Source organism: Roseateles sp. GW821-FHT02E12, from assembly GCF_059421665.1.
In genome coordinates this window covers 292,366-317,981 of the sequence record NZ_JBWKVK010000001.1, presented here as the reverse complement: position 1 = coordinate 317,981, position 25,616 = coordinate 292,366, and the positions used below count along the sequence as shown (strand labels likewise).

Genomic DNA, 25,616 nt, shown 5'->3' with positions numbered 1-25,616 from the left:
TGGCAAACTGGCGCCATGAATGCTGCGACAAGCCGCAAGGCCCTGGTTCTGTTCTCCGGCGGCCAGGACTCCACCACCTGCCTGGCCTGGGCACTGGACCGTTTCGCCGAGGTCGAGACGCTGGCCTTTGACTATGGCCAGCGCCACCGCGTGGAGCTGGACTGCCGCCTCACCGTGCGCGCCGAGATCGCCCGCCAGTTTCCGCACTGGGCCGGCAAGCTCGGTGCCGACCACCTGCTGGACCTCTCCCTGCTCGGCCAGATCAGCGACACCGCGCTGACGAGCGAGCGCGCCATCGAGCTGCAGGCCAACGGCTTGCCCAACACCTTCGTGCCCGGGCGCAACCTGCTGTTCCTGACCTTTGCCGCGACGCTGGCCTACCGCCGCGGCGCGAGCGTGCTGGTGGGCGGCATGTGCGAGACGGACTTTTCCGGCTACCCGGACTGCCGCGACAACACGATGAAGGCCATGCAGGTGGCCCTCAGCCTGGGCCTGGACACGCCGATGACGCTGGACACACCGCTGATGTTCATCGACAAGGCCGCCACCTGGCGCCTCGCGGAATCTCTCGGCGGCCAAGCGCTGGTGAAGCTCATCGTCGAGGAAACCCACACCTGCTATCTCGGCGAACGCGGTGAGCTGCATGACTGGGGGCACGGCTGCGGCCACTGCCCGGCCTGCGAGCTGCGGGCCCGAGGCTTCGCGCAGTACAAGGCGCAGGCATGACCGCCTGGCAGTGGTTCGGCGTCGCCGCGGCGGCGCTGCTGCTCTTCTGGGGCATCGGCGCCTACAACCGGCTGATGTCGCTGCGCAATGTCATCGGCGAGGCCTTTGTGCAGCTGGACGCCCACCTGAAGGACCGCAGCGAAGTCTGCGACAAGCTGCTCACCGCCGTGGCGCCGCGCCTGCCCAGCGAGCAGGCCACCTTCGACGCGCTGGCCAGCGCCCAGGCCGAGTCCCAGGCCGCCATCCAGGCCTCGCGCGCCAAGCCCTGGGCGCCCGACCCGGTTGGCACGCTGGCCGTGGCGAGTGCGCTGCACGCGGCGGCGCTGACCCGGCTGCTGTCGCTGCTGGACCACCAGGCCGAGCTGCGCAGCGAGACCGAGATCGACGGGCTAGTGAGTGAGCTGAAGCTCATCGAGCGCCAGCGCGCCTTCGCCCGGCAGGTATTCAACCAGGCGGTGGGCCAGTACAACGAGGCGCTGCATCAGTTCCCGACGCGGGTGCTGGCCAATCTCTACGGGTTCAGCGCGGCGCGCTCGCTCTAACCCTCTCGATGGACACGCTGATGCGAGCCTCGGCGGACACCGATCTCGGTGCTCGTATCCTGAAGGTCAACCATGCCGGTGAGAACGGCGCTGTCCACATTTACGCGGCGCAGATCCTCGCTGCGCACCTGACCGCTCCGGCGCTGGTGCCGGAGCTGAAGGAGTTCAGGGCGCACGAGGAACGGCATCGCGCGATCTTTGCGGCGGAGTTGCGGCGACGCGGCCGCTCGCGCTGCCGCAGCTACGTGCTCTGCGCCTTGGGTGGCTATTTGCTGGGGTTTTTGACAGGGTTCCTGGGCCGTTCCGCCATCGCGGCCACGACGGTCGCCGTGGAGCGTGTGGTCTTGCGCCATCTGCAGGCGCAGATCGTGCAGCTCAAGGCTTTGGACGCAGCTGCCGTGCAGGCGATCGAAGCCATCGTGGCCGATGAGCAGCGCCATCACGATGAGCTGGCTGCCCATGTGAGCGACGGCTTTTGGGTGCGCCTGCTGGAGCCCGTCGTGGCCGCTTCCACGGAAACAGTCATCTGGCTCGGCATGAAGCTCTGAGGCGCGATAGTTGTAAGGCTTGGCCCGGCCGGTTCGACTGGTCGCAATGCGCCTGCTTCCCGCCCTCCTGCTTTCCCTCAGCCTGTCCGCCGCCGCCCAACCCGCGCGGCTGAGTGGCAACACGCTGGACGGCCAGCGCTTCAGCCTGGAGGCGCTGCGCGGCAAGGTCGTCATGTTGTTCTTCTGGAACACCGACTGCACGCCCTGCATCCAGAAGATGCCCGAGTTGCGCGCCAACGCGGCCGGGTGGCGCGGCAAGCCTTTCGAGCTGGTGCTGATCAGCACCGACCGCGACCGTGCCGCGGCGTTGAGCTATCTGCAGACGCTCAAGCAGATCGAGAAGAACGCGCCGGCCATGCCGGCGCTGTGGGCAGGCGATTTGAGCTTCGGTGCGCCGTTGGTCGTGCCTGCTGCCGTTCCGCTGACGCTCGTCATCGACGCCAAGGGGGCCATCGTCGCCCGCCATGCCGGGCGCATCGCGCCCGAGGCCTGGGATGACGTGGCGGGCCTCTTGCCGTAGGCGCCTAGCTGACCGCGATCGCGCCCGAGTCGCACATCTCGCGGAACAGCGCGCTCATCGCCGCGCCGCTCATCGCGTAGGGGTCGAGCTTGCCGGTCTCGGAGTACTTCAGCAGCAGCGCCGGGTTTAGCCGGTGCAGGTTGACCTGGCCCATGGTCCAGCCGGCGAAGGCGCGCTCGGCGATCTCTTCGTAGCCCAGCAGGATGACGTCGCGGTGGCGCGTGTCTTCGACAATGCGCTTGTAGCGCGCGTTGATCGCGTCGCGGCCCCCCTCCAGCACCTGCACGAAGACACCGTCCGTGAAGCACAGCAGGCCGGTGATGCCCTCGGCCGGGTTGTGCTCGCGTGAGGCCTTGAGGATGGCGGCGAGGTCGCCGTCGGCGGGCGCCGCGGTGGCGCGGCTGGCGTACATCAGTCGAACCAGCATGGTCAGCCCTTGGAGATGAGAGAGAGGAACTCGCGGCGCAAGTTGGCGTCCTTGAGGAATGCGCCACGCATGACGCTGTTGGTCATCTTGGCCTCGCTGTCCTTCACACCGCGCCAGTGCATGCAGAAGTGGTCGGCCTCCATCACCAGGGCCAGGCCGTCGGGCTGAACGCGCTCCTGCAGCTCGTTGGCCAGCATGGTGACGGCCTCTTCCTGGATCTGCGGGCGGCTCATGATCCAGTCGCACAGGCGCGCGTACTTGGACAGGCCGATCAGGTTGGAATGCTCGTTGGGCAGCAGGCCGATCCAGACCTTGCCCATGATGGGGCACAGGTGGTGCGAGCAGGCGCTGCGCACGGTGATCGGGCCGACGATCATCAGCTCGTTGAGCCGGCTGGCGTTGGGGAACTCGGTGACGGTGGGCGGCTCGGCGTAACGGCCGGCGAAGACCTCGCGCAGGAACATCTTGGCGACGCGCTTGGCTGTTTCCTGGGTGTTGTGGTCGCTGTCGGTGTCAATGACGAGGCTCTTCAGCACTTCCTGCATCTTGGCCTGCACCTCGGCCTGCAGCGCGTCCAGCTCACCGGGTTCGATGTGGGCGGCAATGTTGTCGTTGGCGTGGTGGCGGCAGCCGGCCGACACGAGGCGGTAGCGGATGCGTTCGGAAACCGGGGCGTCAGAGGCGGGGGCGTTCATGGGCGCGGATTGTCTGGCCAAAGCCCCCTCCTACACTGAAGGCATGTCCCAAAGCCCCCAGTCCGGCACCTCCGCCCCGTTGCACCGGCTGCTGCTCCAGGCCGCCGACGCGGTGCAGGGCGTGCGCGAGGGCAAGTCCCTGACCGAGCTGCTGGCCCGCGTGCCCGCCGACCTGCGCCCCGGCACCCAGGCGCTGAGCTTCGCGGCGCTGCGCCGCCTGGGCGGTGCCGAGGCGGCCCGCCAGCAGCTCGCGCCCAAGGCCCCGCCGCCGCGCGTCGACGCCTTGCTGCTGACCGCCCTGGCCCTGCTGTGGCCCGACACCGAGCCGGATTCAACGCCGATGTATGCCGACCACACCCTGGTCGACCAGGCCGTCAACGCCGCCAAGCAGCGCGCCCCGGCCAGCGCGGCCTTCATCAACGCCGTGCTGCGCCGCTTCCTGCGCGAGCGCCAGGCCATCGTCACCGCCGCCGAGCGCAGCCCGCTGGGCGCCTTCAACCACCCGGCCTGGTGGGTGGAGAAGCTGCGCCAGGACTGGCCGGCGCAGTGGCAGGCCATCCTGGCCGCCAACAACCGCCCCCCGCCCATGACGCTGCGCGTGCATGCCCAGCGCGCGACGGCGGCGGACTACGTCGAGCGCCTGGCCGCCCTGGGGCTGGGCGCCCGGGCCCTGGGCGCGCCCACGCCGCAGGCAGTCGTGCTCGACAAGCCCGCCCCCGTGTCGGCGCTGCCGGGTTTCGCGGAAGGCCTGGTGTCGGTGCAGGACGCCGCCGCCCAGCTGGCCGCGCCGCTCGTCCTGGGAGCTGGCTTGAAGCCCGGCGCCCGCGTGCTCGACGCCTGCGCCGCTCCCGGCGGCAAGACGGCCCATCTGCTGGAAATGCAGCCCGACCTGCAGCTGACCGCCCTGGACGCCGACGCGCAGCGCCTCACCCGCGTGCAGGACACCCTCAATCGCCTCGGCCAGACTGCCACGCTGAAGGCGGCCGACGCCCGCCAGACGGCCACCTGGTGGGACGGCCAGCCCTTCGACGCCATCCTGCTCGATGCCCCCTGCAGCGCCTCGGGCATCGTGCGCCGCCACCCCGACGTGCGCTGGCTGCGCCGCCCCGACGACATCACCGCCCTGGCCCGCATCCAGGCCGAGCTGCTGGATGCGCTGTGGCCGCTGCTGGCGCCGGGCGGCCGGCTGGTTTACGCCACCTGCTCGGTCTTCCGAGCCGAGGGTCAGGCCCAGCTCGACGCGTTTTTGCAACGCCAACCTGGCTCTAAGTCCCAAGCCGTGCCCGGGTTCACGGGGCACCTGCTGCCCGTCGCCGAGAATGCCTCTCAACCCCAGCCGCCCCTGGACGGCTTTTTCTACGCATTGCTGGTCAAACCCTAGTTGCTCGCCCGAATCGCCATCGCCGCCTTCTTCGCCGCGCTGCTTGCCCTGATCCCCGGGCCGGCGCGGGCCGATGGCGTCGAGCTGTCTCAGCTGGCCACGCGCCGCGCCGATGACGGCCTGGACCTGAGCTTCACGACTCATTTCGAACTCAGCCGCTCGGCCGAGGACGCGCTGCACAAGGGCGTGCCCCTGTACTTCGTGGCCGAGGCCGTGGTGCTGCGCAACCGCTGGTACTGGCGCGACGCCCGAGTGGCGCACGCCGAGCGCACCTGGCGGCTGTCTTGGCAGCCCTTGACCCGGCAATACCGCGTTTCCAACGGCGGCCTGCACCAGAGCTTCGCGACGCTGGACGAGGCGCTGACCGTGCTGCGCGGCCAGAGCGCCTGGCACATCGCCGAGCCCAAGGACATCGACGACGGCGGCAGCTACTACCTCGAGTTCAGCTACCGGCTCGACGTCAGCCAACTGCCGCGGCCGATGCAGATCGGCCTGCAGTCGGGTTTTGCGCTCAGCATCGAGCAGAAGCGCAACTTCGCGCCCGACTTCAGCCTTAGATGAACAAGGTCGCTCGATGGGGCTGGGTCATCACGCTGTTGACCCTCACCGGCGTTGCCGGCGTGCTGGCCTTCGTGCTCATCGTCGGCACCACCTCCGAGCGCGGCTTCTTCGAGCGCCACTACCACTGGCTTTACTGGGTCAACGTGGGCGTGGCCGCGGTGCTGACGCTCGTCATCCTGACGGCCGCCGTGCGCCTGTTCGTGCGCGTGCGCCGAGGCCGCTTCGGCAGCCGGCTGCTGCTCAAGCTGGCGGGCATCTTCGCGCTGGTGGGCATCGTGCCCGGCGTGATGATCTACGCCGTCTCCTACCAGTTCGTGAACCGCAGCATCGAGACCTGGTTCGACGTGCGCCTGGCCAGCGCGCTGGAGGCCGGCCTGAACCTTGGCCGCGGCACGCTGGACGCGATGGTGTCCGACCTTGGCAGCAAGACCCGTGACGCCGCCGAGACCCTGGCCGAAGGCAACACCTCCCAGTTGCTGGCGCTGGAGCGCCTGCGCGACAAGCTCGGCGCCCGCACCGTGGCGCTCGTGGGCGGCAACGGCCAGATCCTGCTGGAAAGCGGCGGCGACACCCGCCACCTGACGCCCGACCGCCCCAGCGGCACCATGCTGCGCCAGGCCCGTGGCGGCAACGTGGCCAGCCAGCTCGAAGGCCTGGAGGACGAGACGGCGGCGCTGCAGGGCGGCGCCCAGATCCGCACGCTGGCGCTGCTGCCCAATACCGAGCTGCGCCTGGGCCTGGGCGAGCGCTACCTGATGGTCATCCAGCGCATCCCGGCCAACATGCTGACGAATGCGCTGGCCGTGCAGACGGCCAACAGCGAGTACCAGCAGCGCTCGCTGGAGCGCGTCGGCCTGCGCCGCATGTACCTGGGCACGCTGACGCTGGTGCTCATCCTGGCCACCTTCGCGGCCCTGCTGCTGGCCGTCACGCTGGGCAACCAGCTCGCGCGACCGCTCTTGATGCTGGCCGACGGCATGCGCCTGGTGGCACAGGGCGACCTCTCAGTGCGCCCCGTGCTGGCCTCGCGCGACGAACTCGGCGGCCTGACGCGCTCGTTTGCCGACATGACCGGCCAGCTCGCCGATGCGCGCGCCCAGGTGTCGCGCACCGTGGCCGAGCTGGACGCCGCCCGCACCCACCTGCAAACCATCCTCGACAACCTGACCGCCGGCGTGCTCGTCTTCGACGCCGACGGCCACCTGGAGACCGTCAATCCCGGCGCGACGCGCATCCTGCGCCTGCCGCTGTCTGCATACATCGGCCGGCCGCTGGGCGACGTGCCGGGCCTGGAACAGTTCGCCGCGTCGCTGGACCAGCGCTTCGAGCAGCACCTCGGCCGCGACAGCGGTGAGCGCGACATGGACCGCGAGCTCTGGCAGGAATCCTTCGAGCTGAAGCTCGACCCCAAGCAAGACCCGCTGACCCTGCTCGTGCGGGGCGCGCCGCTGCCGCAGGCCGCCCGCCTTGTCGTCTTCGACGACATCTCCGAGGTCGTCTCGGCCCAGCGCTCGGCCGCCTGGAGCGAGGTGGCGCGCCGCCTCGCCCACGAGATCAAGAACCCGCTGACGCCCATCCAGCTGTCTGCAGAGCGCATGCAGCACAAGCTCGAAGCCAAGCTTGAAGGCACCGACCAGGCCATGCTCGTGCGCTCGGTGGCCACCATCGTCAACCAGGTGCAGGCGATGAAGCAGCTCGTCAACGAGTTCCGCGACTACGCCCGCCTGCCGTCAGCGCAGCTCACGCCGCTGGATCTCAACGCCCTCATCCACGAGGTGCTCACGCTCTACGCCGAGCCCCAGGAGAAGGGCCGCCTGGCCGCTGACCTGGCGCACAACCTGCCCCACATCAAAGGCGACGCCAGCCAGTTGCGCCAGGTCATCCACAACCTCGTGCAGAACGCGATGGACGCCGTGCAGGAGCGCCCCGACGGCCGTGTCACCGTGCGGTCCTCGCTGTCCGTCACCGAGGCGGGTGCGCCGCGTTCGGTGCGCCTGCACATCATCGACAACGGCCCCGGATTCGCCGAGAAAGTGCTCAAGCGCGCCTTCGAGCCCTATGTGACGACCAAGGCCAAAGGCACCGGCCTGGGCCTGGCCGTCGTGAAGAAAATCGCCGACGAACACGGTGCCCGAATCTCCTTGCGCAACCTGCATCCGGCTTCCGATGCGGGTTCTCCCCTTGAAGAGGGGCAGGGCTCCGTGGTGATCGGTGCGCAAGTTTCGCTATCATTTTCAAATCTGGCGCCCGCCACCGAGCCCGGTGCACAAGGCGCCAAGACCTAAGGTTTCATGGCCACGATTCTTGTTGTCGACGACGAGCTGGGCATCCGCGCTCTGCTGTCCGAAATCCTCAGCGACGAGGGGCACACCATCGAGCTTGCCGAGAACGCCACCCAGGCGCGCTCGGTACGCGAACGCATGCGCCCCGACCTCGTGCTGCTCGACATCTGGATGCCCGATGTCGACGGCGTCACCCTGCTCAAGGAATGGGGCGGCGCCGGCCTGCTCACCATGCCCGTCATCATGATGAGCGGCCACGGCACCATCGACACGGCGGTCGAGGCCACCAAGTTCGGCGCCATCGCCTTCCTCGAAAAACCCATCACGCTGCAAAAGCTGCTGCGCGCCGTCGAGCAGGCCCTCGTCAAGACCGCCCCGCCGCGCCCCGCGCCCGCTGCAGTCGGCATGCCCAGCTACACGCGCGCCGAGGTCAGCGGCTTGTCCGCCGCGCCTGGCCACGGGCTGGCGCTGTCCAGCCACATGCCGAGCAGCAATGCGCTCGCGTCGGAGCAGAGCTTCGAGCTCGACCGCCCGCTGCGCGAGGCGCGCGACGCCTTCGAGAAGAGCTACTTCGAGTTCCACCTCGCCAAGGAAAACGGCTCCATGACCCGCGTCGCCGAAAAGACCGGCCTGGAGCGCACCCACCTCTACCGCAAGCTCAAGCAGCTGGGCGTGGACCTGAGCAGGAACAAGCGCGGCGCCGGTGGGTGACTCGGCCCTGTAGCTTGTGCTACAGTCTTGGACTTCGCTGAGCGGCGCTAGCCGTTCAGGAGCAAGACAAAGGCCTGGTAGCTCAGTTGGTAGAGCAGCGGATTGAAAATCCGCGTGTCGGTGGTTCGATTCCGCCCCAGGCCACCAAACAAGAGTTCGGCAAGGTCCGCTGAAGTCCAAAAGCCCTAGAGAAATCAACGCTCTAGGGCTTTTTTGTTTCCAGCGAGGTGCGGATAGGTGCGCTGGCATCCGGTCCTGACAGCGGGTAGCTATGCGGGTAGATCGCTTACCCTGGCGCCCTGTTACCCGCACGAGACCCGCCATGCCATTGACTGACGCGACAGTCCGCAACGCAAAACCTACAGAGAAGTCCCGCAAGCTCAGTGATGGGGCGGGCCTGTACCTTGAGGTTCGGCCGGAGGGCGGCAAGTGGTGGCGCTGGCGCTTCCGATTTGCCGGGCGCGAGAAACTGCTATCCCTGGGCGTGTACCCGGATGTGAGTCTCGGCGAAGCGCGGGCCAAGCGCGACGAGCTGCGCAAGCTGTTGGCCTCTGGCGCTGATCCCTCCGTCGCACGGAAGGCCGCCAAGACTGCCCGCGAAGGCGATGCGGCAAACAGCTTTGAAGTTGTCGCCCGCGAGTGGTACGCCACCAAGCGGGGCGAGTGGTCGGCCAGCTATGGCGAGAAGATCGTTGCCCGGCTAGAAGCGGATGTGTTCCCGTACATCGGGCGGCGCCCGGTCGCCGATGTGACGCCACCCGAGCTGCTGGAGGTTCTGCGCCGCATCGAGGGGCGCGGGGTGATTGAGACCGCCCACCGCGCCCGCGAGAACTGCTCACAGGTGTTCCGCTTCGCCGTAGTCACCGGCCGCGCCACTAGCGACCCAGCTCGCGACCTGAAGGACGCGCTACGCAAGCCCATGGTCAAGCACTTTCCCGCGATAACCAGACCGGAGCGATTAGCAGAGCTTCTGCGGGCCTGCACAGGGTATGCAGGTACGCCAGTCGTCCGCGCTGCTCTGCAACTCGCGCCGATGCTGCTTCTCCGCCCTGGTGAACTGCGGCACGCCCAATGGTCAGAGTTCGATCTTGACGGAGCAACATGGGTTGTGCCGGCCGCCCGGATGAAGCGCGAGAAGGCGGGCAAGCTACACGGAGCGCCGCATCTGGTGCCCTTGCCCGCCCAAGCGGTCGCAGCCTTGAGAGAGCTGGAGCCGTTGACCGGGCGCAATGCCTATGTGTTCCGGGGCGAGCGCCACCACGATAGGCCCATGAGCGAAAACACGGTGAACGCGGCCCTGCGGGCCATGGGCTTTGCTGCGGAGGAAGTAACGGGGCACGGATTCCGGGCCACGGCCCGCACGATGCTGGTCGAGCGGCTGGGCATCGACGAATCGGTCATCGAAGCCCAGCTCGCGCACAGCGTCAAAGACAGCCTGGGGCGGGCTTACAACCGCACCGAATTCATCGAGCAGCGGCGAGCAATGATGCAGACCTGGGCTGACTACCTGGACATGCTACGCAAGGGCGCGGAAGTCGTGTCGCTCAACCGGAAGACGGTATAAACACGAAGGCCGGTAAGCGCTAATGGGTGTATACCCTTAGTTTTTCCTTAGTTAGTGACCACTAACGCTATACTGGACTTTACAGACCTCCTCGGGACCGAAAGAGGCCAAGAAAGTCTGAAGTCAACTAACCAAAGGAAAACATGGCTACCGAAGAACCAACGACCGAAACCTTGCTAAGACTGGATGCCGTGATGGCGGCAACGGGGCTCCGAAAAAGCTCTCTGTATGCCCTCCAGCGAAATCACCAATTTCCACAGGCGCGCAGACTCAGCCCGCGATGCGTGGCCTGGCTCAGTACCGATGTCCAGGCGTGGATTAGCACCCGTGCTGAACGCAATGCCAGTGCTTGACGGTGTGACCCCGACCGGGCATCAAGGCCGGCGCACGGGGTACATCGCAGACCCGGCCGAATCACCCGGGCCCGCTATCGGCTGACCTCCTCGCGCCCGTTCTTCGCGGTCGCAAACACCCCTTCAATTTGGCGCTGCCCTCAGCGCATGGGCGTAGCTATGCCCAAACCCCAACGGACACAAATGCTCCATCTCCATTTCTTTGACGGCGACGACTTCAACGCCACCCTGCTGCAGTGCGAAATCCTCCATACGCACACCGACCCCAATACCGGCGTCAAGACCCACACGGCCGAGTATCTGGGCGGCGACGCTGTCCTAACCGAACTGCCCGGCGGGCTGGGCGGCACGGTCGTCCAGGCGTGCCGTCCGGGCGAAGTTGGGCATCACGAAATGGCGCGTGATGCCCTTGCTCGCGGCTTGATCGATCCGCCCCAACAGCCCTCACCAACCCCGCCAGAGCCCGCGCAGAGCCCAGCAGGCTACCTCGCCCTTGAGGAAGTGCCCCAAGACGCTGTAGACGCGCTTAACCGGGTCTACTACGTCACGGCAGACGTGTGGGCAGATGAGCTGGCGCGCACCCGCATCATCCAGACCGACCACCCGGCAGGCCATGCCATCGCCCACATGGGCATGCGTGACGACGGGCGGCCCATCGTGCTGGTTCAGTCGGACAACTTGTTCATCATCTTCATGCCGATGCAGGAACCATGAGCGAGCGCCGCACGAGTGAAGTCGTGAATCCGGTTCAGACCCTGCGGGTCTGGCGGGACAAGATGACGCCGGAGCGGCGGGCAGACTCAGAAGCGGCGCAAGCCGCTTTTTCTTTGCCCAGCGTCGCCCAACTTCGCGAACTCAATGAGCGGTTGATTTGGCAGCCGATGTCCCCCAACACCCCCGAGACCATCGTGCAGTTGTGGTTGACGAACCGAGAGCTGACGCGGCGGGGTGTGGGGCCGCGATGGCGCAACCTGCCGACCTATGTCCCTCCCGAAGCCGCGCCCAACATCCCGGAATTCGCTCTACCGCCCAGCGCCCCCAGGCCGATCAGTGCTGCCTGTAGGAGGCGGGCGCTGCTGCGCTGGATTGATCTGGACTGGCTGTGCCACACGCTGGGTTCAAGGCACGTCCCGGAGCGCTCCCAGTGGCGCGACATCTTCCGCTGGGGCTTGGATGAGCGCATTGCAGAGAGGATCGCAAATTCGTCCCTGAAGCCTGCGCGGCTGTCGGTGGGTCTGGACATACCCGCCCCCCATTGCTACTCCCTCACAGGGCTGCTCACCCAGGACAGCGCGAAGCGGATCATGACGATCCGCGAGAAGCGCATCGCGAAGGCTCGCAACGTCTTCGCTGATCGGCCGGGCCTGGATAAAACGCTGGTCGCTGCGCGTCTGGCATGGGTGGAAGCAATCGAGCTGGCCGGGGGCAGTCCGACTGACTCCGCCCTGATCTACGGCTGGATGACGGGCGCCCAAGTCACCAAGCAATCGGCGGCGGAGAAGCGCGAAAAGTTCGCCCAGCAGCTCGGTTTTCAGACAGCGACATGGCGTCCGAAATGATCAATTTCTGCCTAAGCGATGCACCCCCTCCCCACCCTCCGGGTGGGGTGCGGCTTCTCAATTGCCCATCGCCCCAGAACACCGATGAACATTGATCAAACTCGATTTGATGTACCTGACAGGCGGTACCTGACGGGGGTACCTGACGTTCGTCAGGTACCCGGAGCCGTCGCCAGTACCTGACGCACGTCAGGTACCCGAACATGCTCGGAACCCCAGAAGACACAGATAAAGCCGTATGCGCAGGCCATGGACGTGCCCAGTCTCAATCCGCAGTCCAACTGACCGCCGGCCCCAACGAGTCCGAACATCCCCCCAGAAAATCCAGGGCGAAGCCTGAGACAGGCGGACACCGGCCGGACGAGGCAACGTCTGACCCTGGTACCCCTAGAAAAAGCGGTCGGAGGCTCAAGGGCATCGTTGTGTAGTGGGCGCCCTATGAGGGCGGTTCTTATAGACCAGAGCCCTGGTGATTCCACCCTATAAGTTCAGGCAATCGCTCGACACCCGATGTAGACGTGACGCAGTGTTCCCGGGCGCGCAGATGTCAATGCTTATAGGGGATGCAAGGTCATTCAGCGTGCCCCGCATTCCGCACCGGCTTGTCTAACGCGCCTTTCGACGCACAGACGAGGACTGCGCTGGAGCACCAGTTGCTGATGAGCTAATCGCCAAACCGAGCGCCGCCACACCGATGAACACCATCATCGCGTACCTGCCCTCGGTGCGCCGATCGTTACGCCCCTGTTTGATCTCCGCACCGCCGGCAATCGCACCGAGGTCCGTGTAGTGCGACAGTCCCCTGCGGATTCTCAGATCCTCATCCCGCTGCGCTTCGTCAGCGAAAAACGTCTTATAGACCTCGGAGCTGGTGTCGGCGGACTGGTGCCAGCAGAACCCTGCAAGCAGTCCTATAGCGCCCATGACGGCCAGCAGGCGGCCGAATCTCGTCCAGTTCATCGGTGCATCTCCCTCACTCACTTGAAGAAGCACTGTAGCGGGCGAGGGGGCAAGCGGCGGCGCGGCAATGCTAGGCTTTCCCCGCTAGTCGCACGCGCATGGACTCCAGCAATGACACCATCGCTTGATGGGCAGCATGATGGGTAGAACGTAGAAACGGGTCGCGAGGGCCCGTTTACGTTCTTCTTGGAGGAGAGGGAGTTCCCAGGAAGGGCACCCCGCCCACTCTGTGGGTAACTTTGGGGGTAGATTGCTATCAAAAAAACAACAAACCCAGCATTCATGCGGTCTGGCGGGCATCTTTCTGTAGAGCCCCAGCCACCAGAATTTACTAAGGCCGACAGGTACTTAGGTGAGAGCCCCGCACAGGAAACTGGACGGGGCTTTTCTGCAATCGGCGTTCATATCTACAAATCTTGCCGCTGATGCAAGGCTGCCTGTGAGGAACTGGCGGATGTTCTCCAGCTCGCGCACGCGGGCCACTGAGTCACCCACGCGGCGCGCCTGGAAGTAGGCGAGCGGCAGGTTCAGCAGGTGGCGGAACAAGCGGGCGCCCAGCTCAACATCGATGCGACTCGTGGTGTGGCTGAAGACGTAGGAGCGAAGCACCGTCAGCGCGCTCTCGAACAGCATGATGACGACCAGGCCGATGACGATGACGTCCAGGGTCGTCACGCCCTTGTGCACCAGCACCTTGTCCATCACCACCTGGAAGAACAGCGGCGATACGAGCGCGAAGAGCTGCAGGAATAAGGAGACCAGCAGCACCTCGCCCAGCAGCTTGCGGTGCTTGACGATGCTCGGAATGAACCAGGAGAAGTCGAATTTGGCGAGTGAGCCGGCGAGGCTGGCGCGGCTGGTGACGAGGATGAGTTCGCCACTCCATTGGCCGGCGAAGACTTCCAATGGTTCGATGGTGGGGCGCGCGGCCTGGGCGCCGTCGGCGGCCACGGCCGACGGGTCCATGAAGAGCACGCGCTGACCATCGCATTGGGCCAGTACGACGAGGCGGCCGTCGCTCATGACCGCCAGCGCGGGCAGGGGCGCCAGTGTCAGACGCTCGGTGGAGCTTTGCGAGGCCTTGGCCTTGAGGCCGATGTGTTTGGCCGCCAGCAGCAGGTCTTGACGAGAGACGTGGTCGTTCTCGCCCAGGCCTAGCTCATGGCGCAGCGCGTGCGGCTCCGCAGCCACGTGATGCAGCCGAGCGAGGATGGCCAACGCCTGTAGGGCGTTGGCTGGAGGTGCGGTGTCTCCCGGGGCCTCTTGAGCAGTTTGTGAGGGCAAGGCTTCGCCCGCGGCCGGCTCAAGAGCCGGTCGGCTTGCTGACTGATTCATGGGAGGTTGCGTGCCCGTTCAGACGGGCTTAACGTTTCTTGACGAGCGGAATTGTCTGAAGAAAGGCGCGCTTTTCCGCGTGACTAATCCGCAGACTGAGGGGTCTGCCACTCATACAAGCGGGCTGTAAAGATTCACGCGCCAGAGGCGCCGACCGCCTTTTCGCTCCGTCAAGTCCGTGAGAGCGTTTACATGACGCGGAGAGTGGGCGTTATGCACGCCGATGCCATCAATAGCCTCTCTCACAGACACTTTTGCTTTGTACGAACACTCTCCCCTCAGGTCGGATGAATGCCCGGCGTTTGAGAGAAGCACTTCTATTGAGCGCCTGGTCCGTTCTGTGAGCACATAGACATGCGCCTGCATGGATTCGGCGCCTGAATGTGCGCTCGACAGCGCCGATCCCTGTCAGATCTCCAGATGCCATCACCTCCAGGCCGAGGTAGACAAGAGCTGCCAGGGTATCCAGCGGTCCTATTTAGGACGAATCGGAGTGATGGGTAGCAAGGCCGAAATGATGGTGGCACGCTGTTGCACGAATGAACGCGGGCCAACGGCAGGGCTCTCTTGGCGGCGCCGCATCACGAATATTCAGCCCCGCACCAGGCTGCTCGCGGTGAAGGCCACGCCGCGCCCCAGCAAGCCTGGGCCGACAGTGATCGTGCCGCCGAGCCTGTGCCCTACCTGGCTCACGATGGCAAGGCCCAGCCCGCTGCCACTGGCCCCGGTTTGGTCGGCGCGCCAGAAGCGCTCGAGTCAGGCACGACGCTGGTGCTGGCGCCGGTAGTCCGACGGCGTCATGCCGGTCTTCTCCTTGAACACCTTGTAGAAGCTGTTGCGGTTGTTGAAGCCTGCGCGGTAGGCGATGTCGGCCACGGTGAGGTCGGCGCCGCCTTGTTCCAGCAGGCGCAGGGCGTCTTCATGCCGGCACTGGTTCAGGTAGTCGTAGAAGCTGCTGCCCAGGTGCAGGTTGAGCAGTTCAGACAGCTGGTGGGGCGTGATGTCCATCAGCGCGGCCAGGCGAGGCAGTGAGATGTCGGGGTCGCGGTGCGGGCCTTGCGTCTGCGCGAGCTGCTCGAGCCGGGTGGCGAGTTCGCGGGCCGCGTCGGGGCTGAGTTCGAGCATGCGCGGCGCGGGCTTGGGGGGCTCGATCGGCTCGACCGGTGGCGGTGCTGCGGCTTCGGCCGCGTCCAGCCAGGCCGGTGGATACAAGGCCAGCAGCGCGATGCCGTCCACGTAGAGCGCCGCGCCGAGGCTCACGCTGATCAGCAGCCCGCCGGGTGGCAAGGCGCCAGCCGTGGCCAGGGCGAACACGCCCAGATCCCAGACGCTGAAGGCCGCGAGCCCAGCGGCGGTGAAGAGCATCCAATGAGCACGGCTGTTGCGGTGGCCGGTGGCCAACTGACGCAGCCGCGAACGTTCGCGCCAGGCCTGGTGGGTGGCGTAGCCGGCATAGGCCAGCGTGTGCAGGGCCACCAGCGCGACCATCACCGGCGAGTTCACCCAGTCGGCACCGGCCGCGCCTGCCGCGCCCACCAGCAGCACCGGCAAACCCAGCCAGGGGCTGAGCCAGCGGCCCGGTGGCCACAGCAGCGCCAGGCCCTCGGCGCGCAGCAGCAGCGGCCCGTAGGCCCAGGTCATGGAATGACTCCAGATGCTCAGAGGCGCCCAGGGTTCGCCACGAGCCAGCTCCAGGTACAGGCGCAACGGCGGCAGCATCAGCAGGGCCACCAGGGCCGCCAGCGTGCGGCGCAAGGCGGGTTCACCACGGCGCGACAGCAGCAAGCTCAGCAGCGTCCAGCCACCGAGGCTTGCGGAACACAAGCTCACGGCCTTGAGGAGTTCGGTCATGGCAGGGCGGCATGCGCGCCGTGTTCAGCGCGGGAAGGTGTCGAAGGTACCGGAGAAGTAGATCAGCCCGTTGCCGAAGTTCTGGTACCAGACGCCCGAGTTGGCCGTCTTGAAGGTGTAGACCATCGTGTACGGCAGCGTGAAGAAGCTGCTGGTCTGCACTGTCTCTTCCACCGCCGTGTTGGCCGACAGGCGCTTGTAGACATAGGTGCCCGTCGAGTCGAGCGTGCCCGGGCCGAAGCCGCGCAAGGTCAGCGTGCCGTCCGCGGCATAGGTCTGCAGCACGAGGCCAGCCCTGGGATAGCGGTCCGGCGGCAGCGTGGGTGACACGGCGGCCTTGATGACCAGCGGCACGTGCAGGCCGGCGTTGGTGGCCGGGGCGAGTTGCTGCTCCGGCGCGGGGGCGCTGGGCGACGTCGTGAAGCTGCCGCTGAGCGTGGCCTGGCCCTGGTCGATGCGCCACACCCAGCGGCCGCCCTGCGGCGTGTCGAAGTGGTAGCTGAAGCTGGAGGCGGCCGGCTGGCCCGAGGCGTCGCTGGCGGTCTCGACCCAGGTGTGCGGGGCGCTTTGGCGCCACTGCGAGCGGCCTTGGCTGTCCCGATGGTTGGAGCCGCCGGCGCCCTGCGACGTCCACTGCCCGCGCGGCAGGATGCGGCGGACGATGGCGCCTTGGTTGGGGTAGCTGCCTGCGGCAGGGCCTTCGGTCTTCTCGACCTGCAGGTTCAGGTCAAGGCCGACGAGGTTGGCGGGCGGCTGGTGTTGCGGCTCGGCGCTGGCAGAGCCGAGGGCACTCAGCGCCATCAGCAAGGTCAGGGCGACGCGGCGCGGGGCTCGCGTGAAAGCAGGGAGGTGCATGGCGTTTCGGGCTCGGAGTTGGCCCGGCCATGCTCTCCGCCACAGAGCGGAGAACTGTCCCTCTCGTTCGAAAGGGACAGTTCTGGCGCTCGATCAGCCCAGCCGCACCGGCACGAAGATCTGCTGCCCGTCGCGCGACACCAGCAGGGCGACCTGCTTGGGGCTGCCCTTCATCGCTGCGCGCACCTGGTCAATGTCCTGCACCGGCTTGCCGTTCAGCGCCAGCAGTACGTCGCCGGCCTGCACGCCAGCCAACTGCGCCGGGCCGGTCACCCGTTCGATCAGCAGGCCGTGGTCCAGCCCTGAGCCCCGCAACTCCTGGCGCTCCAGCGGGCGCAGCGCCAGGCCGAGCGAACCGCCCTCGGGCGCGGCGCTGGCTTCCTGCGGGTCCTTGTCGGCGCGGCCCAGGGCCACGGTCTCGCTGACGCGGCCCTTGTCGCGCCAGAGCTCCAGCTTGAGCTTGTCGCCCGGCCGGGCCAGGCCCACGCGGCTGGACACGTCGCCGGCGATGCGCACCGGCTCGTCGTCGACCGAGGTGATGACGTCGCCCGCCTTCAGCCCGGCCTTGGCCGCGGCGCTGCCCGGCATGACGCTGGACACCAGCGCACCGTCCGGCGCGTTCAGGCCAAAGGACGCGGCCAGTGGTGCCGACAGGTCCTGCAGCGTGACGCCCAGGCGGGCGTGCTCCACCTTGCCGTGGGCAACGATCTGGTCCTTGATGCGCAGGGCCACGTCCATCGGGATGGAGAAGGCCAGGCCCTGGAAGCCACCGCTTTGCGAGTAGATCTGCGCGTTCACGCCGACGACCCGGCCCGAGGCGTCGAACAGCGGGCCACCGGAGTTGCCGGGGTTCACGGCCGCGTCGGTCTGGATGAAGGGCACGACGCTGCTGTCGCCCGGCAGCGAGCGGCCCTTGGCACTGACGATGCCCTGCGTGGCCGTCTGCTCGAAGCCGTAAGGCGCGCCGATGGCCAGCACGTAGTCGCCCACCTGCACCTGCTTCGGGTCGCCCAGCTGCACGGTGGGCAGGCCCTTGGCGTCGAGCTTGAGCACGGCGATGTCGGTGGCGGGGTCGCTGCCCAGCACCTGGGCCGAGAACTCGCGGCGGTCGCTGAGCTTGACGGTGACCTGCTTGGCGTCGCGCACGACGTGGGCATTGGTCAGCACCAGGCCGTCGGCGCTGATGATGAAGCCCGAGCCCTGGCCGCGGAAGGGTTGCGCGCCGCGCGGCTGCATGCGCAGGCCCGGCACGCCGCGGAAGAAGCGGAAGAAGGGGTCGTTCTCCATGCCCTGCTGCGCGTCGTCGCTGTCCTCCGCGCTGGCCTTGTGCAGGCCGGCGACGGTGATGCCGACGACGGCCGGGCCTTGGGTCTGCACGATGGCGCGGTAGTTGGGCAGTTGGGCCGGCGGCAGCGCGGCAGCGGGCGCGGCCACGATGGCGGCGGCTGCGGCCACAGCAGTGGGGCTTGCGTTGGCCGGTGCGTCGCTGGCGGCCTTGTCCTTCAACCAGGCGGGCGCCGTCCAGCCCGAGGCGCCGGTCGTGATCGTCACGCCGGCGGCAAGCAGGGCGGCGGCCGTGGCGGTCAGTGCGGTCTTGGCGGTGCGGGTCATCGTTCACTCCTCATACAGGCTGCGGTGCAGCCGATGCGACGCACTCTAGGCAGCGAGGGTGAGGGGGGGATGAGGCGAAGGTGAGGCGAAAGTTAAGGCGGTTGGGCGGGGCGCCGCGCCGCCGCGCCTGCGCCTACATCTCCTTGAACAGATGCAGATAGCTGCGGCTCACCGGCAGGCGCTCCGTGCGGCCTTTGAGCTCGATGTCGGCGGTCTCGTTCTCGCCGCGCGTGACGCAGCGGATCGAGCGCAGATTGATCACCACCGAGCGATGCACCTGGGCGAAGTGCGCGGGGTCCAGCTGGGCCAGCAGGTCTTTGAGCGGCGTGCGGATCAGCGCCTCGGCCGCCTGGCCTTCGTCGCGATAAGCCACCAAGGTGTACTTGGTGTCGCTCTTGAGGTAGTCGATGTCGGCGATGGGGATCATGCGCAGGGACGACCCCACGGTGGCGCGTATCCAGTCCAGCGGCTTGGGCTGGTCCAGCTTGAGCCGCGCGGCCAGCTGGGTCAGCAGCAGCTCGCTGTGCACGGCCGGTTGCGCCTGCTGCAAGCGCGCCTTCAGGCGCTCCACCGTCTCGGCCAGGCGCGCCGGCGTGACCGGCTTGACCAGGTAGTCCAGCACGCCGTGCTGAAAGGCTTCGAGCGCGTACTGGTCGAACGCGGTGACAAACACCAGGTGCGCGCGCTTGCCCACATGCCGCGCCACTTCCACGCCACTGAGGCCCGGCATGTGCACGTCCAGAAAACAGATGGCGGGCTGATGCTGCTCGAACAGTTCGATGGCCTGGCGGCCGTTGCGGGCCTGCGCCACGATCTGCAATTCCGGCCAGGCGGCGGCCAGGCGTGCTTCAAGGATCTCCCTCAGCAGCGGCTCGTCGTCGGCGATCAGGGCAGTGGGGTTCATGGCTTCTCGGAAAACTCTATCCTGGCTTCCACACCGTGCGGCATGACCTCGTTCAGCGCCAAGGTCGCGCCGCCCCCGTAGGCCCACAGCAGGCGCTCACGCAGCGCCGCCAGTCCGGTGCCCAGGCCGCCGCCGCTGGCCTGCAGGCCCACGCCGGTATCGACCACGCGCAGGCGGCAGCGCCCGCCCTCCAAGGCTTCGGCATGGACGTCGATGCGGCCGCCCTCTTCGCTGGGGTCGATGCCATGCTGGACGGCATTCTCGACCAGGGTCAGCAGGGTCATGGGCAGGCAGCTCAGCAGGTGGACGGCGGGGTCGACATGCAGTGCGAAGGCCAGCCGGTCGGGCATGCGCATCTGCATCAGTTCCAGGTAGGCGCGCACCAGCTCCAGCTCCTGGCCCAGGGTGTTGGCCGATCCATCCAGGCGCGGCACGGCGGCGCGCAGGTACTCGGTCAGGCTTTGCAGCAGCTTGGGTGCCCGCGGCGATCCGGCTTCCACCAGGGCCTGCACATTGGCCAGGGTGTTGAAGAGGAAATGCGGCTGGGCCTGCGCGGTGAGCAGCCGCATGCGCGCGTCGAGTGCCTGGCGGGCCATCTCGCTGCGCTCCAGCTCGAAGTCGATCGCTTGTTTTTCCACTTTGGCCTCACGTTGGCGCAGCAGTGCCGCCAGCGCCGTCCAAGGCGCCACCAGCATGCCCAGGAACGTGAAGGTCATGAAGCCTTCCAGGCGGGCAGGCTGGGTCCAGAACATCGGAGCGCCGGCTGCGGTTTGCAACAGAAAGGCCACTAAGAAGGCCAACGGCACCGTCACGCCCACGGCCGCCACCTGCAGGGCCCAGCGCGCCATCCACCTGGGCAAGCGGCGCGGCCATTGCTCGAACAGGCCGAAGACCAGCAGCAGCGCCAGGCCCACGCCGTACACCCGCGCCACCAGCGTCCACATCTGTGCGTCCCAGCCAAAGCTGAACAGCAGGACGAACAGCGCGCAAATGATGGCGACGGTGCGCAGGCGCCGCCAGGCGAACGCGGCGCGCCAATTCGAGGGCGGGCTCGACGCGCTGAGTTGGGGGGCGGATCTGGAGGTCATGGGGGCAGGGTAAACGGGTTCGGGTCTAGCGAAAGCGCTCGGCGGGCTTGCGGAAGTAGTGGTGCGCGATGTAGCGCCAAGGCAGCACCAGGGGCGTCAGCACCAGCCCCATCAAACAGGCTTCGGCGGTCCCTTGCACGGCAGGCGTGATCGCGCCCGCCCGCCACAGCGGATAGGCAATCGCCGCGAGCCAGACGGTCTTCCAGATCAGCTCGAAGATCAGCAGCGGCAGCATCTGCAGCGGGTAGCGCAGGCCCCAGGCGCAGAGGATGGCCAGGCCGCTCAGCAGCGCTGCCGTTTCGCCCTTGCGCTGGGCCCACTGGTCGCTGTGTTGAAACATGGCCGGGCCGAAGCTGAGCGCCAGGCCCACGGTGACCAGCAGGTAGAAGGCGCGCAGCAGATGCAGGCGCCAGAGGGGAACGTCGTTCATCAGGGTGATCTCGGCAAAAGTTTGGGCGACGCGGTTCAGCCGAGCTTGGCCAGGCTCTTGCGCGCTTCTTCGACATTGGCCGGCTTGGCGCGCTTGTTGGCGATGAAGCGCTCGTAGGTAGCCTTGGCCTGCGCCTTGTCGCCCTTGGCCAGGAGGGTGTCGGCGAGGCGCTGGTCAAGCGGAAAGTCGTCGGCACCGGCGAGGGTCTTGGCGCGCTCGAACAGGCGAATGGCGTCATCCGGTTGGCCCAGCGCGGCCTGGACGCGCGCCGCGCCGTAGAAACCTGCGGCCCGGCCGGGTTGATCGCGTTGCAGAGACTCATACAGGCTCTTGGCCTTGGCCAGGTCCTTGCCGTCCTTCAGGAAGACGAGGGCGAGCTGCATGGTGGCCTCGCGCACTTCTTCGAGCATGGCGGAGTCCTTGGTGGGCTTCAGCGCCAGCAATTCGGCTTCCATCTCGGCCCACTTCTTGGCCTCGGCCGCGATGTGCACGCGGATGATGCGCGCCGTCTCGGGTTGGCTGCTGCGCACGGCCGCCTCCAGCTCCCTGGCCTTGGAGGTGCTGCCGCCTATCATGCCGGGCAGCATCACGTAGAGCTTGGCCAGTTGCACGCGGGCCGTGAAGCTGGTCGGCTCCAGCTCCAGCGTGCGAATCCAGAGGTCTTTCAAGCTGCCCACGCTGCGCATGGCCTTGGCCATGCCCATATTGAGCATTTGCAGGCCGAGGTTCTGGGCCGCCGCGAGGTGGCAGGCGGCCACGTTCGGGTGCTGCTCGATGCAGAGCCTGGCTTGCTGGGCACCGGCCTCCAGGCGCTGGGCGTCTGTGGGGTCCGCCAGGCTCAAGCCCAGTACCAGGGCGGCGCGCGCCTCGGCATCGGCGGGGCTGACCTTCAAGCGGGTTTGGGCTTGCTGTTCAAGTTCGGCGAATTTGCCGGCCTCGTGAAGCGACTCCAACTGGGCGTCCTTGAAGACCGCTGCCTGGGCGCTGCCCAAGGCCAGGGCGGCCAGAACGGCGGCGATCAAAAGGGGGTGGCGGGCAGTGGGCGTTTTCATGGTCGGCTGGCTTTCTAAGAGGGCGTTGCGGCTTGAATTTCAAAGCGACAGGGCGATTGTTTTGGGCCGCTAGCCTGCGCACCCCGCGGTTCAGACCAGCCACGCCGTGCGGGTTCTCAAGCACGACGGGCCGGGACGAGTGACGCAGCGGACGGCGTGACCGGTGCCGGCGTCGTTCGTCCTCGCCAGCCGTCGCTCGTCAAGGCGGCGGCGTGCTTGATCGGGTGGTAGCCCGGCCGCGGGCGGGCCTGAGTCACAGTGGCGCCCTCACCGCAGCCATCGCACCGCCATGAAAAGAATTGCGCGCTTCCTGCTGATCGGCCTCCTCGGCCTGCTCGCCCTGGTGGTGCTGTTGGCCGCACTGTTTGCCTATTTCCTCTACACCCCCGAGCCCGAGCTGCCGCAGCTCTCCGGCACGCTGAGCAAGGCCACCATCGAAGTGGCCGGCCTCCAGCGCAGCTACCGAAGCTATGTGCCCAAGGGCCTGCCCAAGGGGGCGCCCCTGGTGCTGGTGATGCACGGTTCGGGTGAAGGCCCGCAGGCCATTCGCGTGGGTACAGGCTATGGCTTCGAGCGCCTGGCCGACCAGCATGGCTTTGCCGTGGTCTATCCCAAGTCCTTTGGCTTTGACTGGAACGATTGCAGCTCCATCGGCAACACGGCTGTCAACGGCGTGCGCGCCGACGATGCCGCTTTCCTGGCGGCGCTGGTGGACAAATTGGTCGGCGAGATCGGGGTCGATCCCCAGCGCGTGTTTGCGACCGGCGTCTCAAACGGCGGCTCGATGGCCCTGCGCCTGGCGCTGGAGCACCCGCAGCGCTACCGCGCGGTGGCTGCCGTGGCGGCCAACGTGCCGGCGCCGCAGAACTTCCAGTGCCAGCCGGTTGCGCAGACCCCCTCGGTCATGATCCTGAACGGCACCGCGGACCCACTGGTGCCCTATGCCGGCGGCGAGATCAACTTGCTGGGGCTGTTCTACAAGGGGGGGCAGGTCATCTCCTCCACTGCATCGGCCCAGTACTTCGCGGACCGCAACGCCATCGCCGGGCGGCCCCAGGTCAGCCTGACGCCAACGGTGCAAGGCAGCCGTGTCGAACATGCCCGCTGGCAGGCGGCCGACGGCCGCACCGAGGTGGAGCTGGTGACCCTGCACGGCGCCGGCCACGGGCTGCCACAGCCCTGGGCGCGCCGCCCCCGCCTGCTGGGTCCTTCCCCCATGGAGCCCAACGGACCGGTCCTGATCTGGGCCTTCTTTGAGAGGCAATCGAAATGAGCGTCCTGCACATCTCCCCCGACAGCCACGTGCTGGTGCATGCCGCCGCCGCGGTGGTGCTCTATCTGCACATCGGCGCCGGCATGGCGGCTCTGCTGGCTGGCACGGCCGCCTTTGTGTTTCGCAAGGGCTCGCGCCTGCACCGCCTGGCCGGCAACGTCTTCGTCATCGCCATGCTCATCATGTCCACCATCGGGGCCACGGTGGCGCCGTTTCTGCCCACGCCCGAACGGGCCTCGGTGGTGGCCGGGGTGCTGACCTTCTACCTGGTGCTCAGCAGCTGGGCGGCCGTCAAGCGCAAGCCGGGTCAGGTCGGCGCCTTCGACTACGGCCTGCTGCTGACCTCTTCATCCGTGGTGGGGGCCGGCGCCTACCTGATGAGCCTGGCAGCGCAAACCCCGACGGGCAATCTGGACGGCCAGCCGGCCGCTGCCTTCGTGATGTTCATGTTGATCGGCAGCCTGGCGGCGGTGGGGGATCTGCGGCTGATCCTGCGGCGCGGCGTCAGCGGCGCGATGCGCCTGGCGCGCCATCTGTGGCGCATGACGGTGGCGTTCTTCATCGCGGCCAACTCCCTGTTCCTGGGCCAGCAGCAGCTGTTCCCGAAGGCGCTGCGGGGCTGGTTGTTTTTGCCGGCCCTGCTGATCCTGGGTTTGCTGCTCTATTGGCTGGGCCATGTGGGCTACGGCGCCTACCGGCGCCGTGCCCGCTCGCGGGGCCTTGCTGTGCCGCCAGCGGCCCCTTGATCCAGCGCGCCAGTCATCCAGAACTCCGTGACAACCCGCCCGGGACATTCCCGGGTGAGGCACGCCGACGCAAGTCCATGTCGCGCGGCTGCAAGTCCCCGCCTACCCAGCGCGCGAGGCCCTCACTACCGTGCATCCAGGGTCGAGGCCGCCATCCCGGCGCCGCCCTTCTCGCCTGGAATGCCATGAAGAAAACCATCACCGCCCTCGTTGGGGCCTTGCTGTTCGGTCTGGCCAGCGCACCGGCCTCGGCCGGCAAGCTCTTCCTGTCCGGCGGCGCCTATGAGGACGCCAACGTCGACCTCTTCGTCAACGGCCTGCGCAAGGCCACCGGCCGCGACACAGGCTTCACGCCCAACATCAACAGCACCAGCAGCTGCGGCACGAACTGGACGACGACGGCCTGCCCGCGCATCGCCGTCGTCACAGCCGCCAAGGACAGCTACGCCACCGGGCTGGACGCCTTCCAGAACGACATCCCGGCCAGTGGCTCCTCGCCGCTCAAGCGCGGCTACTACAACCTCTTCCAGACGCACGGCTTCTCGCCCAAGTTCATCACCGCCCACGTCGACAACTACGGCGTGCATGCCAGCGCCAGTACGCCCGAGGGCCAGGCCAACATCGCCATCCTCAACCAGGCCGATGCGGTGTGGTTCGTCGGTGGCGACCAGGCCAAGATCATTCGCACGCTGCTGACCGACAGCGGCGCCGACTCGGCCCTGGCCGCCGCGCTGCGCAGCCGCTGGAGCAATGGCGGCGGCAGCATCGTCATCGCCGGCGACTCGGCCGGCAACCACGCGCTGAACGTGAAGATGCATGCGGCCGGCGTCAGCTACGGCTACCTCTACTACGGCGCCGATCTGCCCGACACGGCCGTCACCGGCTATGCCACGCTGGGCGACACGCGCGACGGCCTGGCCGCCCTGCGCTACCTGGAGAACGGCGCCACGATGAAGGCCCTGGGCTTCCTGCCCGCAGGCATCCTCAGCGACACCCATTTCGACAGCCGCTCCGGGCGCCTGGGCCGCCTGGCGGCCGCGCTGCGCGACCTGAGCGTGGCGCAGGGCTTCGGTGTCGACGAGAACACCGGCGTCGTCGTCGATACCTCGGCGCAGACGGCCACCGTCTACGGCACCAACAAGCTGCTCATCGTCGACACCGCGGCGGCGAGCGTGCAGACGGGCAGTTACTACAAGGTCAACGGCCTGCGCGTGAGCCTGCTGACGCCGGGTGACAAGTACAACTACTCGAGCAAGGTCGTTACCAGCAGCAAGAGCGCCATCGGCACGGCCTACTACTACAGCAGCGCCTACAACTCGGCGGATATCTTCGCGGCGCTCGAGACGTCCAAATCGCTGACACGCACGGTGGACCAGACGCCAACGATCAACATCGGCACTGCACCCGTGCCGGTCTACAGCAGCGGCCCCAGCTACCCCGGCAGCGCACCCGTCATCCGCCTGCGCTTCACGCGCGACGCGACGAGCAAGGGCTACTACAGCAGTGGCAAGTACACGGTGGACAAGGTGAAGGTGGATATCTACTGACGCAATCGAGGTGTGCCGCCGGGACACGGCTGCACGCAATTACTCCGTGTCCCCCGCGCCGCTTTGCGGCGCTCCTCCTTTACCTGCGTAATTGC

The 25,616-nt window shown here is 67.3% G+C and carries 26 protein-coding genes, 1 tRNA gene and 1 pseudogene; 16 read left to right on the top strand and 12 right to left on the bottom strand.

Going from position 1 to position 25,616, the window contains the following annotated elements:
• Positions 1 to 15: 15 nt before the first annotated feature.
• From queC to AC07V5_RS01445, 4 genes are read left to right on the top strand one after another with little or no spacing between them, the layout of a single operon-like run.
• Positions 16 to 726, top strand: coding sequence for a 7-cyano-7-deazaguanine synthase QueC (gene queC / locus AC07V5_RS01460; RefSeq protein WP_495113698.1), 711 nt, complete (start codon positions 16 to 18; stop codon positions 724 to 726).
• On the top strand, positions 723 to 1,268 hold the full coding sequence (locus AC07V5_RS01455) for a LemA family protein (protein ID WP_495113697.1): 546 nt from the start codon (positions 723 to 725) through the stop codon (positions 1,266 to 1,268). Before queC ends, AC07V5_RS01455 begins: the two co-directional genes overlap by 4 nt.
• 8 nt (positions 1,269 to 1,276) lie before the next feature.
• Positions 1,277 to 1,816 (top strand): demethoxyubiquinone hydroxylase family protein, encoded by a 540-nt coding sequence (locus tag AC07V5_RS01450; protein WP_495113696.1) that lies wholly within the window; start codon positions 1,277 to 1,279, stop codon positions 1,814 to 1,816.
• A gap of 46 nt (positions 1,817 to 1,862) precedes the next feature.
• Positions 1,863 to 2,336, top strand: a complete 474-nt coding sequence (locus AC07V5_RS01445) for a TlpA family protein disulfide reductase (RefSeq protein WP_495113695.1) — start codon at positions 1,863 to 1,865, stop codon at positions 2,334 to 2,336.
• A 4-nt stretch (positions 2,337 to 2,340) separates the two neighbouring features.
• Here the strand turns inward: AC07V5_RS01445 and AC07V5_RS01440 are convergent, their stop codons facing one another.
• Both AC07V5_RS01440 and folE read right to left on the bottom strand, forming a co-directional pair.
• Positions 2,341 to 2,763: a BLUF domain-containing protein gene (locus AC07V5_RS01440; RefSeq protein ID WP_495113694.1), complete on the bottom strand. Its 423-nt coding sequence runs from the start codon at positions 2,761 to 2,763 to the stop codon at positions 2,341 to 2,343.
• Between the two features lie 2 nt (positions 2,764 to 2,765).
• On the bottom strand, positions 2,766 to 3,458 hold the full coding sequence (gene folE, locus AC07V5_RS01435) for a GTP cyclohydrolase I (RefSeq protein ID WP_495113693.1): 693 nt from the start codon (positions 3,456 to 3,458) through the stop codon (positions 2,766 to 2,768).
• Between the two features lie 43 nt (positions 3,459 to 3,501).
• On the opposite strand from folE, the gene rsmB reads away from it, so the two are divergent.
• The 9 genes from rsmB to AC07V5_RS01390 all read left to right on the top strand — a co-directional run bounded on the left by rsmB (position 3,502) and on the right by AC07V5_RS01390 (position 11,869).
• On the top strand, positions 3,502 to 4,839 hold the full coding sequence (gene rsmB, locus AC07V5_RS01430; RefSeq protein WP_495113692.1) for a 16S rRNA (cytosine(967)-C(5))-methyltransferase RsmB: 1,338 nt from the start codon (positions 3,502 to 3,504) through the stop codon (positions 4,837 to 4,839).
• Positions 4,840 to 5,400, top strand: a complete 561-nt coding sequence (locus AC07V5_RS01425) for a DUF4390 domain-containing protein (RefSeq protein ID WP_495113691.1) — start codon at positions 4,840 to 4,842, stop codon at positions 5,398 to 5,400.
• On the top strand, positions 5,397 to 7,685 hold the full coding sequence (locus tag AC07V5_RS01420; RefSeq protein ID WP_495113690.1) for a sensor histidine kinase: 2,289 nt from the start codon (positions 5,397 to 5,399) through the stop codon (positions 7,683 to 7,685). The genes AC07V5_RS01425 and AC07V5_RS01420 overlap by 4 nt, the downstream gene beginning before the upstream one ends.
• 6 nt (positions 7,686 to 7,691) lie before the next feature.
• Positions 7,692 to 8,393, top strand: a complete 702-nt coding sequence (locus AC07V5_RS01415; protein WP_495113689.1) for a response regulator — start codon at positions 7,692 to 7,694, stop codon at positions 8,391 to 8,393.
• Between the two features lie 71 nt (positions 8,394 to 8,464).
• Positions 8,465 to 8,540: transfer RNA gene (locus tag AC07V5_RS01410), tRNA-Phe, on the top strand.
• 175 nt (positions 8,541 to 8,715) lie between these two features.
• Positions 8,716 to 9,957, top strand: coding sequence for a tyrosine-type recombinase/integrase (locus tag AC07V5_RS01405; RefSeq protein WP_495113688.1), 1,242 nt, complete (start codon positions 8,716 to 8,718; stop codon positions 9,955 to 9,957).
• A 143-nt stretch (positions 9,958 to 10,100) separates the two neighbouring features.
• Positions 10,101 to 10,310 (top strand): helix-turn-helix transcriptional regulator, encoded by a 210-nt coding sequence (locus AC07V5_RS01400; RefSeq protein ID WP_495113687.1) that lies wholly within the window; start codon positions 10,101 to 10,103, stop codon positions 10,308 to 10,310.
• 183 nt (positions 10,311 to 10,493) lie between these two features.
• Positions 10,494 to 11,024 carry a hypothetical protein gene (locus tag AC07V5_RS01395; RefSeq protein WP_495113686.1) on the top strand — a complete coding sequence of 177 codons (531 nt, stop codon included), beginning with the start codon at positions 10,494 to 10,496 and terminating at the stop codon, positions 11,022 to 11,024.
• Positions 11,021 to 11,869, top strand: a complete 849-nt coding sequence (locus tag AC07V5_RS01390; RefSeq protein ID WP_495113685.1) for a hypothetical protein — start codon at positions 11,021 to 11,023, stop codon at positions 11,867 to 11,869. Before AC07V5_RS01395 ends, AC07V5_RS01390 begins: the two co-directional genes overlap by 4 nt.
• Before the next feature lie 606 nt (positions 11,870 to 12,475).
• On the opposite strand, the gene AC07V5_RS01385 is transcribed toward AC07V5_RS01390, so the two are convergent.
• From AC07V5_RS01385 to AC07V5_RS01340, 10 genes and pseudogenes are all read right to left on the bottom strand, one after another.
• A complete protein-coding gene (locus AC07V5_RS01385; RefSeq protein ID WP_495113684.1) occupies positions 12,476 to 12,829 on the bottom strand; it encodes a hypothetical protein in 354 nt (117 codons plus the stop codon).
• A 348-nt stretch (positions 12,830 to 13,177) separates the two neighbouring features.
• Positions 13,178 to 14,047: an ABC transporter transmembrane domain-containing protein gene (locus AC07V5_RS01380; protein ID WP_495113683.1), complete on the bottom strand. Its 870-nt coding sequence runs from the start codon at positions 14,045 to 14,047 to the stop codon at positions 13,178 to 13,180.
• Between the two features lie 708 nt (positions 14,048 to 14,755).
• Positions 14,756 to 14,905: pseudogene (locus AC07V5_RS01375) on the bottom strand (hypothetical protein); the annotation flags it as partial.
• Positions 14,906 to 14,920: 15 nt separating this feature from the next.
• Positions 14,921 to 16,015 (bottom strand): helix-turn-helix domain-containing protein, encoded by a 1,095-nt coding sequence (locus AC07V5_RS01370; RefSeq protein ID WP_495113682.1) that lies wholly within the window; start codon positions 16,013 to 16,015, stop codon positions 14,921 to 14,923.
• A gap of 24 nt (positions 16,016 to 16,039) precedes the next feature.
• On the bottom strand, positions 16,040 to 16,870 hold the full coding sequence (locus AC07V5_RS01365) for a hypothetical protein (protein WP_495113681.1): 831 nt from the start codon (positions 16,868 to 16,870) through the stop codon (positions 16,040 to 16,042).
• Between the two features lie 93 nt (positions 16,871 to 16,963).
• Positions 16,964 to 18,481 carry a Do family serine endopeptidase gene (locus AC07V5_RS01360; RefSeq protein ID WP_495113680.1) on the bottom strand — a complete coding sequence of 506 codons (1,518 nt, stop codon included), beginning with the start codon at positions 18,479 to 18,481 and terminating at the stop codon, positions 16,964 to 16,966.
• 133 nt (positions 18,482 to 18,614) lie between these two features.
• The gene (locus AC07V5_RS01355; protein ID WP_495113679.1) at positions 18,615 to 19,385 is read right to left on the bottom strand and encodes a LytR/AlgR family response regulator transcription factor; all 771 of its coding nucleotides are present in this window, start codon (positions 19,383 to 19,385) and stop codon (positions 18,615 to 18,617) included.
• On the bottom strand, positions 19,382 to 20,473 hold the full coding sequence (locus AC07V5_RS01350) for a sensor histidine kinase (RefSeq protein WP_495113678.1): 1,092 nt from the start codon (positions 20,471 to 20,473) through the stop codon (positions 19,382 to 19,384). Before AC07V5_RS01350 ends, AC07V5_RS01355 begins: the two co-directional genes overlap by 4 nt.
• Before the next feature lie 25 nt (positions 20,474 to 20,498).
• Entirely contained in the window at positions 20,499 to 20,903 is a 405-nt protein-coding gene (locus AC07V5_RS01345) for a hypothetical protein (RefSeq protein ID WP_495113677.1), read from the bottom strand.
• 35 nt (positions 20,904 to 20,938) lie between these two features.
• On the bottom strand, positions 20,939 to 21,955 hold the full coding sequence (locus AC07V5_RS01340) for a tetratricopeptide repeat protein (RefSeq protein ID WP_495113676.1): 1,017 nt from the start codon (positions 21,953 to 21,955) through the stop codon (positions 20,939 to 20,941).
• Between the two features lie 289 nt (positions 21,956 to 22,244).
• On the opposite strand from AC07V5_RS01340, the gene AC07V5_RS01335 reads away from it, so the two are divergent.
• The 3 genes from AC07V5_RS01335 to AC07V5_RS01325 all read left to right on the top strand — a co-directional run bounded on the left by AC07V5_RS01335 (position 22,245) and on the right by AC07V5_RS01325 (position 25,521).
• Positions 22,245 to 23,228, top strand: coding sequence for an extracellular catalytic domain type 1 short-chain-length polyhydroxyalkanoate depolymerase (locus AC07V5_RS01335; RefSeq protein ID WP_495113675.1), 984 nt, complete (start codon positions 22,245 to 22,247; stop codon positions 23,226 to 23,228).
• Positions 23,225 to 23,974, top strand: a complete 750-nt coding sequence (locus AC07V5_RS01330) for a DUF2306 domain-containing protein (RefSeq protein ID WP_495113674.1) — start codon at positions 23,225 to 23,227, stop codon at positions 23,972 to 23,974. The genes AC07V5_RS01335 and AC07V5_RS01330 overlap by 4 nt, the downstream gene beginning before the upstream one ends.
• Before the next feature lie 185 nt (positions 23,975 to 24,159).
• Positions 24,160 to 25,521, top strand: coding sequence for a cyanophycinase (locus AC07V5_RS01325; RefSeq protein WP_495113673.1), 1,362 nt, complete (start codon positions 24,160 to 24,162; stop codon positions 25,519 to 25,521).
• Positions 25,522 to 25,616 lie beyond the last annotated feature (95 nt).

Coding starts and splice junctions, on each gene's coding strand:
- AC07V5_RS01340 (WP_495113676.1), bottom strand. CDS start 21,955: ATGAAAACGCCCACTGCCCGCCACCCCCTTTTGATCGCCGCCGTTCTG.
- AC07V5_RS01345 (WP_495113677.1), bottom strand. CDS start 20,903: ATGAACGACGTTCCCCTCTGGCGCCTGCATCTGCTGCGCGCCTTCTAC.
- AC07V5_RS01330 (WP_495113674.1), top strand. CDS start 23,225: ATGAGCGTCCTGCACATCTCCCCCGACAGCCACGTGCTGGTGCATGCC.
- AC07V5_RS01335 (WP_495113675.1), top strand. CDS start 22,245: ATGAAAAGAATTGCGCGCTTCCTGCTGATCGGCCTCCTCGGCCTGCTC.
- folE (WP_495113693.1), bottom strand. CDS start 3,458: ATGAACGCCCCCGCCTCTGACGCCCCGGTTTCCGAACGCATCCGCTAC.
- AC07V5_RS01385 (WP_495113684.1), bottom strand. CDS start 12,829: ATGAACTGGACGAGATTCGGCCGCCTGCTGGCCGTCATGGGCGCTATA.
- AC07V5_RS01325 (WP_495113673.1), top strand. CDS start 24,160: ATGAAGAAAACCATCACCGCCCTCGTTGGGGCCTTGCTGTTCGGTCTG.
- AC07V5_RS01400 (WP_495113687.1), top strand. CDS start 10,101: ATGGCTACCGAAGAACCAACGACCGAAACCTTGCTAAGACTGGATGCC.
- AC07V5_RS01360 (WP_495113680.1), bottom strand. CDS start 18,481: ATGACCCGCACCGCCAAGACCGCACTGACCGCCACGGCCGCCGCCCTG.
- AC07V5_RS01420 (WP_495113690.1), top strand. CDS start 5,397: ATGAACAAGGTCGCTCGATGGGGCTGGGTCATCACGCTGTTGACCCTC.
- AC07V5_RS01450 (WP_495113696.1), top strand. CDS start 1,277: ATGGACACGCTGATGCGAGCCTCGGCGGACACCGATCTCGGTGCTCGT.
- AC07V5_RS01390 (WP_495113685.1), top strand. CDS start 11,021: ATGAGCGAGCGCCGCACGAGTGAAGTCGTGAATCCGGTTCAGACCCTG.
- queC (WP_495113698.1), top strand. CDS start 16: ATGAATGCTGCGACAAGCCGCAAGGCCCTGGTTCTGTTCTCCGGCGGC.
- AC07V5_RS01405 (WP_495113688.1), top strand. CDS start 8,716: ATGCCATTGACTGACGCGACAGTCCGCAACGCAAAACCTACAGAGAAG.
- AC07V5_RS01445 (WP_495113695.1), top strand. CDS start 1,863: ATGCGCCTGCTTCCCGCCCTCCTGCTTTCCCTCAGCCTGTCCGCCGCC.
- AC07V5_RS01350 (WP_495113678.1), bottom strand. CDS start 20,473: ATGACCTCCAGATCCGCCCCCCAACTCAGCGCGTCGAGCCCGCCCTCG.
- AC07V5_RS01440 (WP_495113694.1), bottom strand. CDS start 2,763: ATGCTGGTTCGACTGATGTACGCCAGCCGCGCCACCGCGGCGCCCGCC.
- AC07V5_RS01455 (WP_495113697.1), top strand. CDS start 723: ATGACCGCCTGGCAGTGGTTCGGCGTCGCCGCGGCGGCGCTGCTGCTC.
- AC07V5_RS01365 (WP_495113681.1), bottom strand. CDS start 16,870: ATGCACCTCCCTGCTTTCACGCGAGCCCCGCGCCGCGTCGCCCTGACC.
- rsmB (WP_495113692.1), top strand. CDS start 3,502: ATGTCCCAAAGCCCCCAGTCCGGCACCTCCGCCCCGTTGCACCGGCTG.
- AC07V5_RS01415 (WP_495113689.1), top strand. CDS start 7,692: ATGGCCACGATTCTTGTTGTCGACGACGAGCTGGGCATCCGCGCTCTG.
- AC07V5_RS01370 (WP_495113682.1), bottom strand. CDS start 16,015: ATGACCGAACTCCTCAAGGCCGTGAGCTTGTGTTCCGCAAGCCTCGGT.
- AC07V5_RS01355 (WP_495113679.1), bottom strand. CDS start 19,385: ATGAACCCCACTGCCCTGATCGCCGACGACGAGCCGCTGCTGAGGGAG.
- AC07V5_RS01395 (WP_495113686.1), top strand. CDS start 10,494: ATGCTCCATCTCCATTTCTTTGACGGCGACGACTTCAACGCCACCCTG.